Source organism: Enterobacter sp. Ag1, assembly GCA_000277545.1.
GTDB lineage: Bacteria > Pseudomonadota > Gammaproteobacteria > Enterobacterales > Enterobacteriaceae > Cedecea.
Genome location: AKXM01000045.1, coordinates 15,476 through 27,848, shown reverse-complemented (window position 1 = coordinate 27,848; position 12,373 = coordinate 15,476). Strand labels below are relative to the sequence as shown.

13 protein-coding genes, 1 rRNA gene and 1 riboswitch are annotated in these 12,373 nt (G+C 55.9%); of the genes, 7 read left to right on the top strand and 7 right to left on the bottom strand.

The window, feature by feature from the left end:
* A 16S ribosomal RNA gene (locus A936_RS17640) occupies positions 1 to 127 on the bottom strand; the annotation flags it as partial.
* Positions 128 to 745: 618 nt separating this feature from the next.
* On the opposite strand from A936_RS17640, the gene purH reads away from it, so the two are divergent.
* Together purH and purD are read left to right on the top strand one after the other, a co-directional pair.
* On the top strand, positions 746 to 2,335 hold the full coding sequence (gene purH, locus A936_RS17635; RefSeq protein WP_008460168.1) for a bifunctional phosphoribosylaminoimidazolecarboxamide formyltransferase/IMP cyclohydrolase: 1,590 nt from the start codon (positions 746 to 748) through the stop codon (positions 2,333 to 2,335).
* A gap of 18 nt (positions 2,336 to 2,353) precedes the next feature.
* Complete coding sequence (purD, locus tag A936_RS17630) at positions 2,354 to 3,646, top strand: phosphoribosylamine--glycine ligase (protein ID WP_008460167.1); 1,293 nt, start codon at positions 2,354 to 2,356, stop codon at positions 3,644 to 3,646.
* 46 nt (positions 3,647 to 3,692) lie between these two features.
* Here the strand turns inward: purD and A936_RS17625 are convergent, their stop codons facing one another.
* The 6 genes from A936_RS17625 to nudC form a co-directional block, all read right to left on the bottom strand.
* Positions 3,693 to 4,385 carry a DUF1481 domain-containing protein gene (locus tag A936_RS17625; RefSeq protein WP_008460166.1) on the bottom strand — a complete coding sequence of 231 codons (693 nt, stop codon included), beginning with the start codon at positions 4,383 to 4,385 and terminating at the stop codon, positions 3,693 to 3,695.
* 14 nt (positions 4,386 to 4,399) lie between these two features.
* Positions 4,400 to 4,672 (bottom strand): nucleoid-associated protein HU-alpha, encoded by a 273-nt coding sequence (gene hupA / locus A936_RS17620; protein ID WP_002884342.1) that lies wholly within the window; start codon positions 4,670 to 4,672, stop codon positions 4,400 to 4,402.
* Positions 4,673 to 4,858: 186 nt separating this feature from the next.
* The gene (locus A936_RS17615; RefSeq protein WP_008460165.1) at positions 4,859 to 5,449 is read right to left on the bottom strand and encodes a YjaG family protein; all 591 of its coding nucleotides are present in this window, start codon (positions 5,447 to 5,449) and stop codon (positions 4,859 to 4,861) included.
* Positions 5,450 to 5,492: 43 nt separating this feature from the next.
* Positions 5,493 to 6,164 carry a deoxyribonuclease V gene (gene nfi, locus A936_RS17610; protein WP_008460164.1) on the bottom strand — a complete coding sequence of 224 codons (672 nt, stop codon included), beginning with the start codon at positions 6,162 to 6,164 and terminating at the stop codon, positions 5,493 to 5,495.
* Positions 6,165 to 6,175: 11 nt separating this feature from the next.
* On the bottom strand, positions 6,176 to 7,243 hold the full coding sequence (gene hemE / locus A936_RS17605; RefSeq protein WP_008460163.1) for a uroporphyrinogen decarboxylase: 1,068 nt from the start codon (positions 7,241 to 7,243) through the stop codon (positions 6,176 to 6,178).
* 35 nt (positions 7,244 to 7,278) lie between these two features.
* Positions 7,279 to 8,052 (bottom strand): NAD(+) diphosphatase, encoded by a 774-nt coding sequence (gene nudC, locus A936_RS17600; RefSeq protein ID WP_008460162.1) that lies wholly within the window; start codon positions 8,050 to 8,052, stop codon positions 7,279 to 7,281.
* A gap of 98 nt (positions 8,053 to 8,150) precedes the next feature.
* On the opposite strand from nudC, the gene A936_RS17595 reads away from it, so the two are divergent.
* From A936_RS17595 to thiS, 5 genes are all read left to right on the top strand, one after another.
* A complete protein-coding gene (locus tag A936_RS17595) occupies positions 8,151 to 8,654 on the top strand; it encodes an Rsd/AlgQ family anti-sigma factor (RefSeq protein WP_008460161.1) in 504 nt (167 codons plus the stop codon).
* A 50-nt stretch (positions 8,655 to 8,704) separates the two neighbouring features.
* A riboswitch (TPP riboswitch) is annotated at positions 8,705 to 8,815 on the top strand.
* A gap of 89 nt (positions 8,816 to 8,904) precedes the next feature.
* Positions 8,905 to 10,806, top strand: a complete 1,902-nt coding sequence (gene thiC, locus A936_RS17590) for a phosphomethylpyrimidine synthase ThiC (protein ID WP_008460160.1) — start codon at positions 8,905 to 8,907, stop codon at positions 10,804 to 10,806.
* Positions 10,806 to 11,441, top strand: coding sequence for a thiamine phosphate synthase (thiE, locus tag A936_RS17585; RefSeq protein WP_008460159.1), 636 nt, complete (start codon positions 10,806 to 10,808; stop codon positions 11,439 to 11,441). The genes thiC and thiE overlap by 1 nt, the downstream gene beginning before the upstream one ends.
* Positions 11,434 to 12,189 (top strand): HesA/MoeB/ThiF family protein, encoded by a 756-nt coding sequence (locus tag A936_RS17580; protein ID WP_008460158.1) that lies wholly within the window; start codon positions 11,434 to 11,436, stop codon positions 12,187 to 12,189. Before thiE ends, A936_RS17580 begins: the two co-directional genes overlap by 8 nt.
* A complete protein-coding gene (thiS, locus tag A936_RS17575) occupies positions 12,173 to 12,373 on the top strand; it encodes a sulfur carrier protein ThiS (RefSeq protein WP_008460157.1) in 201 nt (66 codons plus the stop codon). Before A936_RS17580 ends, thiS begins: the two co-directional genes overlap by 17 nt.

The window sequence follows — 12,373 nt, the reverse complement described above, 5'->3', positions numbered from 1 at the left end:
CCCCAGACATTCCTCACCCGTCCGCCGCTCGTCACCCAGAAGCAAGCTCCCCGTGCTACCGCTCGACTTGCATGTGTTAGGCCTGCCGCCAGCGTTCAATCTGAGCCATGATCAAACTCTTCAATTTAAAAGTGTTTGATGCTCAAAGAATTAAAACTGTTTATAAAATCAGTAGTCACTCTTCAAGACTTGATATTTGTTTGCATCCGAAGATGCTGAGATATCAATCCTGCGAGTGCCCACACAGATTGTCTGATAAATTGTTAAAGAGCAGTGAGTCAGTCGCTTTCGCTTGCTAACTCGAGGTGGCGTATAATACGCTTTCCTCTTTCAGAGTCAATCCTTAATTTCAGGATTTTTCACTCTCATCGCCGCCGTTACTCTGTGATGTTGTTCACATGTTCCGTGTCGATGGAGGCGCATTATAGGGAGTTCTCCCGGCGCTGCAACACTAAAATGACAGAAAAATGACTGACTGCTGCATTCCACAGCAAAACCCCGCCTTATACCCTTTTGCACACAGACTTATCCACAATCCGGATTTGAACTTAAAATTCGCGAGCGCGACGCAAACGTTTTCGCTACAATGCACCGCGATAAAATGGACACCCCCGATGGGGGCGTTAGCTGAGTTTTCGTCTCTTCTTTTCCTTAATTTCCCTTTTCTGCGCCGCCAGAACTAAGGTGAAGACTAAAATTCAGCTAACGCTCTTCTATATGCGAACCAAAGCCAAGGGATAAAACCATGTCACAACGTCGTCCTGTACGCCGCGCACTGCTCAGTGTTTCTGACAAAGCCGGTATCGTCGAATTCGCTCAGGCCCTCTCCCAACGTGGAGTGGAGCTACTGTCCACCGGCGGAACCGCCCGCCTGCTGGCAGAAGCAAACCTGCCGGTAACCGAAGTCTCCGACTACACCGGTTTCCCGGAGATGATGGACGGACGCGTCAAAACGCTGCACCCGAAAGTTCACGGCGGCATTCTGGGCCGTCGCGGTCAGGACGATGCCATCATGGCGGAGCACGCCATCTCTCCTATTGATATGGTCGTCGTTAACCTTTATCCATTTGCCCAGACCGTTGCCCGCGAAGGCTGCTCTTTAGAAGATGCCGTTGAGAACATCGACATTGGCGGGCCAACCATGGTTCGCTCCGCAGCCAAGAACCATAAAGATGTGGCGATCGTAGTAAAGAGCAGCGACTACCAGGCGATCGTTGCCGAGCTGGACGCCAACGAAGGATCCCTGACGCTGGAAACCCGTTTCGATCTGGCGATCAAAGCTTTCGAACACACTGCGGCCTACGACAGTATGATCGCTAACTACTTCGGTAGCCTGGTCCCGGCCTATCACGGCGAAAGCAAAGATCCTGCCGGGCGGTTCCCACGCACGCTGAACCTGAACTTCATTAAGAAGCAGGATATGCGTTATGGCGAAAACAGCCACCAGCAGGCCGCCTTCTATATAGAAGAAGAAATCAAAGAAGCATCCGTGGCAACCGCGGCCCAGGTTCAGGGCAAAGCACTCTCCTATAACAACATCGCGGATACCGATGCGGCGCTGGAATGCGTGAAAGAGTTCGACGAACCAGCCTGCGTTATCGTTAAACACGCCAACCCTTGCGGCGTGGCCGTCAGCGGTTCCGTACTCGAAGCCTACACTCTGGCTTATAAAACCGATCCAACCTCTGCCTTCGGCGGCATCATCGCTTTCAACCGTGAGCTGGATGCAGAAACCGCACAGGCCATTATTTCTCGCCAGTTCGTCGAGGTCATTATCGCCCCTTCCGCCAGCGAAGAAGCGCTGAAGATCACCGCGGCCAAACAGAACGTTCGCGTCCTGGTTTGCGGCCAGTGGCAGAAACGCACGGCTGGCCTCGATTTCAAACGCGTCAATGGCGGCCTACTGGTTCAGGATCGTGATTTGGGTATGGTGACAGCAGGCGATCTGCGCGTAGTCACTAAACGTCAGCCGACCGAGCAAGAACTGCATGACGCGCTGTTCTGCTGGAAAGTGGCGAAGTTCGTTAAATCCAACGCCATCGTTTATGCCCGTGACAATATGACCATCGGCATAGGCGCAGGCCAGATGAGCCGCGTCTATTCCGCAAAAATTGCCGGTATCAAAGCCAGCGATGAAGGCCTGGAAGTAAAAGGTTCTGCTATGGCTTCTGATGCTTTCTTCCCATTCCGCGATGGGATTGATGCCGCCGCCGAAGCTGGCGTGAGCTGTGTGATCCAGCCGGGCGGTTCCATTCGTGATGATGAAGTCATTGCCGCCGCCGACGAGCATGGGATCGCAATGATCTTCACCGATATGCGCCACTTCCGCCATTAATTACCGGAGCGTTTATAGATGAAAGTTTTAGTTATTGGTAACGGCGGGCGCGAGCACGCGCTGGCCTGGAAAGCGGCTCAGTCCCCTTTAGTACGTACTGTATTTGTTGCACCAGGTAACGCAGGTACCGCGCTGGAGCCAGCGCTGCAGAACGTTGCTATCAGCGCGACAGATATTCCAGCTTTGCTTAGCTTTGCGCAGAACGAAAACATCGACTTAACCATCGTCGGTCCGGAAGCGCCGCTGGTGATTGGCGTGGTGGATGCCTTCCGAGCCGCTGGCCTGAAAATCTTCGGGCCTACCGAAGGGGCTGCACAGCTGGAAGGCTCGAAGGCTTTTACCAAAGACTTCCTGGCTCGCCACAATATCCCGACGGCGGAATACCAGAACTTTACCGAAGTTGAGCCTGCGCTGGCTTACCTGCGCGAGAAAGGGGCGCCCATCGTAATTAAGGCCGACGGCCTGGCAGCAGGGAAAGGCGTTATTGTGGCGATGACGCTGGAAGAAGCGGAAGCTGCCGTCAATGACATGCTGGCCGGGAACGCGTTTGGCGATGCGGGTCACCGTATTGTTATTGAAGAGTTCCTCGATGGCGAAGAAGCCAGCTTTATTGTGATGGTAGATGGCGAGCACGTTCTGCCGATGGCCACCAGCCAGGATCATAAACGCGTTGGCGACGGCGATACTGGCCCGAACACCGGCGGCATGGGCGCTTATTCTCCCGCTCCGGTTGTGACTGACGAAGTGCATCAGCGCACCATGGAACGCGTGATTTGGCCAACCGTACGCGGTATGGCTGCCGAAGGGAATACCTACACGGGCTTCCTGTATGCCGGGTTGATGATCGACAAGCAGGGTAACCCGAAGGTGATTGAGTTCAATTGCCGCTTCGGCGATCCAGAAACTCAGCCCATCATGCTGCGTATGCAGTCAGATCTGGTCGAGCTGTGCCTCGCCGCCTGTGATGGCAAGCTGGATGAGAAAGATTCTAAGTGGGACGAACGTCCGGCTCTAGGGATCGTGCTGGCGGCGGGCGGTTATCCGGCCGACTATCGTAACGGCGACGTTATCCATGGTCTGCCACTGGAAGAAGTGGCCGATGGCAAGGTGTTCCACGCCGGGACTAAGCTCAGCGAAGATGACCGCGTGCTCACCAACGGCGGGCGCGTATTATGCGTGACTGCGTTGGGCGAAACGGTAGCCAAAGCGCAACAGCGCGCGCTGGAGCTGAAAAAGGATATTCATTGGGAAGGCAGTTTCAGCCGCTCGGATATCGGTTACCGCGCCATTGCGCGTGAAAACACTAAGTAATCTCGACAGTACACACTAAACCGCCCGCGTGGCGGTTTTTTTATACCTAGAAATCGCCAGGCTTAGGCTGCCAACTGCAGAAGTTCTGGTTCGCCACCAGCAGCAGCTGTGAACCTTCCGGGGCTTCAAGCCAGGCAATACTGACGTCAAGGGAGGAGTTGCTCTGACGGCGCGCTATATGGCTCAGGGAGGCGCTATCAAGCTTTGGCGATAACGTTTCACCTTCGCAGGTCGTTACCGTGCCGTTCTGGTGCCAGCGCCCCTGGCGCAGCACAACGTGGCCGATGCGCAGCGCTTCGCTAGTCTCACGAATACGATTGGCGTTGAACTGGTACAAAGCCACCTGATCGTTAGAAAGCTGCTGCTTCTGGCTATTCACTTCCCGCTGCATAAAGCTCAGCTCGCCGTGGTCGTCAAAGCGGACTTTGACATGCTCCGGCTGCTTGCCCTGAATATTGAGTTCGATAAAGGTCAGTTTGTCGCCCTGCCAGCGGTATTCCCCGGTGGTGGTGGCGCCGTGCTGCCACGGGCTAAACGCGGTAAGGATATGGGTAGATTCATCGGCGTTGTCTTTTCGCCAGATGCGCACCACGCCCTGGTCGGCAACATAGCCGGTAGCGGTAAAAGGAGGGAGTTTGTTACTGCTGCATGCCGTGAGCACCAGAACACCCGCCAGCGCCAGCAGCGGACGCCAGACGGACAAAAGGGGCGTAAACGCCCCTCTGTTAAAACTGTTCACTGACACGCGTTAACTTACTTAACCGCGTCTTTCAGTGCTTTACCAGAAACAAATGCCGGCACGTTAGCAGCAGCAATTTTGATTTCTTTACCGGTCTGCGGGTTGCGGCCAGTGCGCTCAGCACGGTGGTTCACTTTGAAGGTACCGAAACCAACCAGTTGTACAGCATCACCTTCTTTCAGAGACTCAGTAATTGCAGCCAGAGTGGATTCCAGAGCAGCTTTAGCCTGTGCTTTAGACAGGTCAGCCTTGTCAGCAATTACATCAATCAGTTGAGTCTTGTTCATAAGTTATCCTTACAATGTGTTTATCGCTTGCTAAGCATCGAGTGCGACGGAAATGCCTAAAAAGCACTCTCCTGCATACACGCACCGATAGCCACTTTTATTCGCCCCACAAATGTAGACCAGACGGGGGGTTAATTGGAAGCCTCCAGGGAGGACAAATCAGACTGTATGTCACGTTTTACTGTCTTACTGCTGCAAATTTATACCGATATTACTGATGCCGGCCTCACGGAGGTCAGCACGAAGCCCTTTAATGAGCTCAATATCGCGTTCTTCGCAGTCCGCCAGCAGCCGGAAAATCTCCCACTGAATGTCCCATTCTTCTTCTACCGCCGGGTTTGCTCTCAACTCCTCGTCGGTCATTTCACGACCGGCCTGAGTCATTTCCAGCATCGCCACCGAAGTGATTGAACATTTACTGACTTCAATTGCATGCTCCAGCGTTTCACCCGAGAGACGCGAGTGAATAAGCTCACTCAACGCCACGCACGCGTCAATCGCCGGATAGACACCGTAAATATCATAGTCGTCAGCCGCAGGAATTGCCTCTTCAAGTTTCTCTAACTGACTATCAAAGTTCACTTTGGCGTCTTTCACCGTTTGGGTTTCCCAAACCAGGTCCAGGATCTTGCGATAAAGCTGAGGATCGCCAAAGCCGGTTTGCTGGCAAAACATGGCGTAGTTCGGGTACATACGCTCGCACAAAGAAGCCATGAAGGTGACGTGCTGCCAGCTTTCCAGCTTCTCCAGGCGTAAATGAATAGGGTTCTGTAACATGACGGTGTCTCAAAGACGGAAAATTAGCGGCAGTTTACCTGAATCACCTGCCGATTGCTTGCAGGCGCTTAAAAGCCGGGCGCCCGGAGGCAACGGCATCGGCCCAACGGGTTGGCTCCGGCAAACGGTAGCCGGCCATGCAGCGCTCCACCCACTTTAATGCGCCGTCGAGGCTTATGCGGTGCCCGGTAGAAATAAACAAAGGATTACAGCGTTTTTTACTGCGCCAGACCCAGGCCAGCTGCTCGCCTTTGTCCATCAACGGCGCACGAGCGTCGGGCTCGTCCCCCAGCGGTTCAAACTTCCCGCACAGCCGCTTTTTCGCCACGCCAATCGTCGGCACATCCACCAGCAGCCCAAAATGGCTGGCAACCCCTAAACGACGGGGATGCGAGATGCCGTGTCCGTCCACAAACACCAAATCGGGCTTCTGCGAAAGCATACCCCACGCCTCAAGCAGCGCGGGATATTCGCGGAAAGATAAAAAGCCGGGGATATAAGGCATGGTGGTGGCAATTCTTGCCACCTGATATTCAACCAACTCAAGAGACGGGTAGCTCAACAAAACGATGGCCGCGCGGGTGACGTCTCCGCCTTGTTCAAACCCCACATCGGCCCCGGCGATCAACCGCGGCGGATCCTGGTCAAGACGATCTTCGCGGATCACCTTTGAGGCCAGATCCAGCTGTTGCTCTCGCAGTATGGTGAGATCCATCTCTTGCTACCTTAAGCCTGGTGGTATTGCGCGGACAGGCGATGCACGGCTTCCACAAAGACGCCGGCATGCTCTGGTGGAACGTCCTGGTGAATGCCGTGCCCAAGGTTAAAGACGTGTCCTTCCCCCTGCCCGAAACCAGCCAGAATGGTGGCAACTTCTTCTTCGATACGTGCCGGCTGAGCGTACAGCATGGAAGGGTCCATGTTGCCCTGCAGCGCGACTTTATGGCCTACGCGACGACGTGCATCTGCAATGTCCGTTGTCCAGTCGAGGCCCAGTGCGTCGCAGCCGGTTTCCGCCATCGCTTCAAGCCACTGCCCGCCGCCTTTGGTGAACAGCGTCACCGGTACACGGCGGCCATCGTTTTCACGCAGAAGGCCATCGACAATTTTGTGCATGTAGTAGAGCGAGAATTCTTTGTAATCGCGCCCGCTCAGCACGCCACCCCAGGTGTCAAAGATCATTACCGACTGCGCGCCCGCGCGGATTTGCGCGTTCAGATACAGCGTCACGCTCTGCGCCAGCTTATCCAGCAGCAGGTGAAGCGCTTTCGGGTCGGCAAACATCATTTTCTTAATCACGGTGAAGGCTTTGCTGCTGCCGCCTTCCACCATATAAGTGGCCAGCGTCCACGGGCTGCCGGAGAAGCCAATCAGCGGCACTTCACCCTTCAGTTCACGGCGAATAGTGCGCACCGCGTTCATCACGTATGCCAGCTCGCCTTCCGGATCGGGAATCGGCAGCTTTTGAACGTCGGCCAGGCTTTGAATCGGGGAGCTAAAGCGCGGGCCTTCCCCGGCTTCAAAGTACAGCCCAAGCCCCATCGCATCCGGGATGGTCAGAATGTCCGAAAAGAGGATCGCCGCATCCAGCGCGTAACGGCGCAATGGTTGCAGAGTGACTTCGCAGGCCAGCTCAGCGTTTTTGCACAGCGACATAAAGTCACCCGCCTGAGCGCGCGTCGCCTTATATTCCGGTAGATAACGCCCTGCCTGGCGCATCATCCACACAGGGGTGACATCTACCGGCAAGCGCTGCAGGGCGCGCAGGTAACGATCGTTCTTCAGTTCAGTCATGTTTACCTTTCCTTTAGCTGTATCGCCGCAGTCTATCATTCATAGTCCGCGCGACACAGGGCGACGGTATCTTCAATTAAGCGGCGCGCCACGGTGCCCGGCGGCGGTAACAGCGGCAGTTGGTCATAGCGATACCAGCCCGCATCCAGCAGCTCCTTCGGGTCAATCTTGATTTCACCGCTGTGATAATCCGCCATAAATGCGGTCATCAGCGACTGCGGGAACGGCCAGGGCTGGGAAGTCACGTAGCGCAGGTTTTTCACCTGAATACTGCTCTCTTCCATAACTTCGCGAGCCACCGCCTGCTCCAGCGTTTCACCCACTTCGACAAACCCGGCCAGCACGGTGTAGACGCCGTTGCGGTGGCGCGTGTGCTGAGCCAGCAGGATATGATCATCCTTACGAATAGCGACAATAATGCAGGGGGCAATTTGCGGGTAATAGCGTTCCCGGCAGTGCCCGCAGAGCATTGCCCATTCGCTTTTGCTGAAGTGCATTTCATGGCCGCAGTAACCGCAATACTTATGCGAGCGATAAAACTCGGCCAGTTGAACGCCTCGCCCGGCCAGCTGGAACAGGCCCACATCGCGATCCAGGAGCTGACGCAGCGAGCCCATATCCGAGCGGCGGTTTTCACGAATCAGCCAGACGGGCTCACCTTCCCACTCACCGATATCCAGGGCGCGGCTGCCTACGAGTTGAAATTCTTCCGCGCTGCCGTGAGGTAAGTCACCCTGAGGCAACCATATTTTTTGCTCATGGCTGACTATCCACCAACCATGATCTAAGTTTTGAATAACACGTTCCATAACCTGGTGCACATCCCCGTGTTCACTGATATAAACAATTAGTTTTTACTTTTTTGGGTTAGTTTGCGTTCAATCTTTTAACTCACGGAGTCTCAATCATGCTGAACCAGTTAGCCAATCTGACTGAGCGCGTTGGTGGTAGTAATGAGTTAGTTGACCATTGGCTGCAGGCCCGTAAGCACCTGTTGGTCGCCTATTACAACATGGTCGGGATCAAGCCTAACAAGGAATCGCACACCGCGCTCGACGAAAAAGCGTTAGACAATTTTTGCCACGGCCTGGTGGATTACCTCTCTTCCGGTCATTTCAGTATCTACGAGCGAATCATCAGCAACCTGGAAGGCAGCAGCCCGCTGCTAAGCGCAGCCCAGCTCTACCCTCAGTTGGAAGCCAACACCCAGCAAATCATGGATCTCTACGATTCCCATCTGGAAAACGCCATCGACCGCGACAGCTGGGTCGAGTTTCAGCAGGCGCTGTCGGAGATTGGCGAGTGCCTGGAGTCCCGCTTCACCCTTGAAGATAAACTAGTCCTCCTGGCTATTGATAACAACCTCGACGGCAGCGCCAGCGATCCTGCCGGGCTGGCAAGTCCAGCTTGAGTTGTTAGCTATTAACGAGTAATTTACAACTTTCCCACCGCAAGGTGGGATCATTCTTGTCGGAGTGCCGAGTGCGTTATGCACCGGCTGAGACCGTTAATTCGGGATCCGCGGAACCTGATCAGGTTAGAACCTGCGAAGGGAACAAGAGTAATTCTGTCTTTGGGTACACCCGTTCTCAGGCGGCCCATATCCATTACTCCTTCCGTTGTCCTGACAAGCCATATCCTGACTAAACCTGGAATGAGCTATGTCTGCATCTGAAAAAAAACCTGGCCGCCGCGAACAGCGCGCCGCCGCCCAACACTTCATCAACACGCTTGAAGGCACCGCCTTCCCCAACTCCCGACGCATCTATCTGATCGGATCACGTGAAGATATCCGCATCCCGATGCGCGAAATCCAACTCAGCCCAACGCTCACCGGCGGGAGCAAAGATGCCCCGCAATATCAGCCGAACGAGGCGGTTCCCGTCTACGATACCTCCGGCCCCTATGGCGATCCCGACATCGCCATAAACGTGTTAAACGGGCTAAATCCCCTACGCAGTGCCTGGATCGACGACCGCGGCGACAGCGAAACGCTGGGTGACCGCAGCTCCGCTTACACAAAAGCGCGTCTTGCCGACGGCGGCCTGGACGAGTTGCGCTTTGAAACTCAGTCCAAACCTCGCCGGGCAATAGCCGGGCAATGCGTCACCCAGTTGCATTACGCCCGCAAAGGCCTTGTCACCCCGGAGATGGAATTCATCGCCATTCGCGAAAATATGGGGCGCGAGCGTATTCGTGATGCCGTCCTGCGCCACCAGCATCCCGGCGAAGGGTTTGGGGCCCGCCTGCCGGAAAACATCACGCCGGAGTTTGTCCGCGATGAAGTCGCCGCCGGGCGAGCGATTATTCCCGCCAATATCAACCACCCGGAATCAGAGCCGATGATTATCGGCCGCAATTTCCTGGTGAAGGTCAATGCCAATATCGGCAACTCGGCAGTCACGTCTTCTATTGAAGAGGAGGTGGAGAAGCTGGTGTGGGCCACTCGCTGGGGGGCAGACACGGTGATGGACCTCTCCACCGGCCGCTACATTCATGAAACGCGGGAATGGATCCTGCGCAACAGCCCGGTGCCCATCGGCACGGTGCCCATCTACCAGGCGCTGGAGAAGGCGAACGGTATCGCCGAAGACCTGAGCTGGGAGATGTTCCGCGACACGCTGCTGGAGCAGGCAGAGCAAGGCGTGGATTACTTCACCATTCATGCGGGCGTGCTGCTTCGCTACGTCCCGATGACCGCGCAGCGCCTGACCGGGATCGTGTCGCGCGGTGGATCGATTATGGCGAAGTGGTGCCTGTCCCATCATCAGGAAAACTTCCTGTATCAGCACTTCCGTGAAATCTGCGAAATTTGCGCCGCCTATGACGTTTCCCTTTCTCTGGGCGATGGCTTACGCCCGGGTTCCATTCAGGATGCCAACGACGAAGCGCAGTTTGCCGAACTGCATACGCTGGGCGAGCTGACCAAAATTGCCTGGGAGTACGATGTTCAGGTGATGATTGAAGGCCCGGGGCATGTGCCGATGCAGATGATTCGCCGCAACATGACCGAAGAACTGGAGCATTGTCACGAAGCGCCTTTCTATACCCTTGGCCCGCTCACAACCGACATCGCACCAGGCTATGACCACTTCACCTCCGGCATTGGCGCCGCCATGATCGGCTGGTTTGGCTGCGCGATGCTTTGCTACGTCACCCCGAAGGAGCACCTCGGCCTGCCGAACAAAGAGGATGTTAAGCAGGGACTAATTACCTACAAAATTGCCGCTCACGCCGCGGACCTGGCCAAAGGGCATCCCGGCGCACAAATACGCGACAACGCGATGTCCAAAGCACGCTTTGAATTCCGCTGGGAAGACCAATTCAACCTGGCGCTCGACCCCTTCACCGCCCGCGCTTACCACGATGAAACGTTGCCGCAGGAATCCGGCAAAGTCGCGCATTTCTGTTCCATGTGCGGCCCTAAGTTTTGCTCCATGAAAATCACCCAGGAAGTGCGCGATTACGCCGCAAAACAGGCGAGAGATGCTGGCATGGAAGATATGTCCCAGCACTTTCGCGCCCGGGGCGGCGAAATTTATCTCAGACAAGAGGAAGCATAATGTCCAGACTCACTTTCCCTGCCACCTCACGCCGACTGGGCCTTTATCCGGTCGTCGACAGCGTGGAATGGATCGAACGTCTCCTCGGGGCTGGCGTCAAGACTATCCAGCTCCGCATTAAAGACAAACGCGATGCAGACGTTGAAGCCGACGTCATCGCAGCCATTGCGCTGGGCGAACGCTACAACGCTCGCCTGTTCATTAACGATTACTGGCGACTGGCCATCCAACACGGTGCCTACGGCGTACACCTCGGCCAGGAAGATATGGATGTCGCCAACCTGGCGGCGATAAGCGAAGCCGGACTGCGTCTGGGGCTTTCAACCCACGACAACATGGAAATGGATCGCGCCTTAAGCGCAAACCCGTCCTACATCGCGCTGGGCCATGTCTTCCCCACCCAAACCAAGCAGATGCCCTCTTCCCCTCAAGGGCTGAATAAGCTGGCAGAACATATTCAGACGCTGGGTGATTACTCCACCGTCGCCATCGGCGGAATAAGCATCGATCGCGTACCTGCCGTCTTAGCCACCGGCGTGGGCAGCGTCGCCGTCGTCAGCGCCATTACACAGGCTCCCGACTGGCGCATCGCCACGGCGAAGCTACTCGACCTGGCGGGAACTGGCGATGAATGACGCGGATTTTATGCGCTATAGCCGCCAGCTACTGCTGGAAGACGTGACGATTGAAGGGCAGGAAAAACTGCTGTCCAGCACGGCGCTGGTCGTCGGTCTGGGCGGCTTAGGTTCACCTGCCGCGCTGTATCTCGCCGCCGCTGGCGTAGGCAAGCTTATCGTCGCGGACGATGACAGGGTGCATATCAGCAATCTCCAGCGCCAGATCCTGTTCACCTCAGAAGATATTGAGCGCCCGAAATCTTCCGCAGCCCACCAGCATCTGCAGCGCCTGAACCCAGGCGTAAAAATTGTTCCGCTGGCAGAAAGGCTAACGGGAGCTTCTCTGACAGAAGCCGTGCGCGAGGCCGACGTGGTGCTGGACTGCAGCGACAATATGGCAACCCGCCAGGCGGTAAACGCCGCCTGCGTGGCCGGGAATACGCCACTTATCACCGCCAGCGCCGTCGGTTTTGGCGGCCAGATGATGGTGCTAACACCGCCCTGGGAACATGGCTGTTACCGCTGCGTCTGGCCTGACGAGAGTGAACCCGAACGCAACTGCCGCACTTCCGGCGTCATCGGCCCGGTCGTGGGCGTGATGGGCACTCTTCAGGCGCTGGAGGCCATTAAATTACTTACCGGCATGACGCCTGCTGCTGGCGCTTTGCGCCTGTTTGACGCCCGGCAACATAGCTGGCGCACTCTGGCGATGCAAAAATCAGCCACCTGCCCGGTCTGCGGAGGTCGCGATGCGCATTCAGTTTAACGATGAATATCTGGAATGTACGGCCGGCCTGACGCTCGCAGCCCTTCTGGCCCAGCTTGATCAGGGCAAAGTTGGCGCGGCACTGGCCGTTAATCAAACTATCCTCCCACGTGAACAGTGGAGCAATTATCTGCTGCGCGAGGGCGATACCATTCTGCTGTTTCAGGCAATTGCCGGGGGCTGA

Coding starts and splice junctions, on each gene's coding strand:
- nudC (WP_008460162.1), bottom strand. CDS start 8,052: ATGGAACGTGTTATTCAAAACTTAGATCATGGTTGGTGGATAGTCAGC.
- A936_RS17580 (WP_008460158.1), top strand. CDS start 11,434: ATGAATGACGCGGATTTTATGCGCTATAGCCGCCAGCTACTGCTGGAA.
- thiE (WP_008460159.1), top strand. CDS start 10,806: ATGTCCAGACTCACTTTCCCTGCCACCTCACGCCGACTGGGCCTTTAT.
- purH (WP_008460168.1), top strand. CDS start 746: ATGTCACAACGTCGTCCTGTACGCCGCGCACTGCTCAGTGTTTCTGAC.
- thiS (WP_008460157.1), top strand. CDS start 12,173: ATGCGCATTCAGTTTAACGATGAATATCTGGAATGTACGGCCGGCCTG.
- thiC (WP_008460160.1), top strand. CDS start 8,905: ATGTCTGCATCTGAAAAAAAACCTGGCCGCCGCGAACAGCGCGCCGCC.
- A936_RS17595 (WP_008460161.1), top strand. CDS start 8,151: ATGCTGAACCAGTTAGCCAATCTGACTGAGCGCGTTGGTGGTAGTAAT.
- nfi (WP_008460164.1), bottom strand. CDS start 6,164: ATGGATCTCACCATACTGCGAGAGCAACAGCTGGATCTGGCCTCAAAG.
- purD (WP_008460167.1), top strand. CDS start 2,354: ATGAAAGTTTTAGTTATTGGTAACGGCGGGCGCGAGCACGCGCTGGCC.
- A936_RS17615 (WP_008460165.1), bottom strand. CDS start 5,449: ATGTTACAGAACCCTATTCATTTACGCCTGGAGAAGCTGGAAAGCTGG.
- hupA (WP_002884342.1), bottom strand. CDS start 4,672: ATGAACAAGACTCAACTGATTGATGTAATTGCTGACAAGGCTGACCTG.
- hemE (WP_008460163.1), bottom strand. CDS start 7,243: ATGACTGAACTGAAGAACGATCGTTACCTGCGCGCCCTGCAGCGCTTG.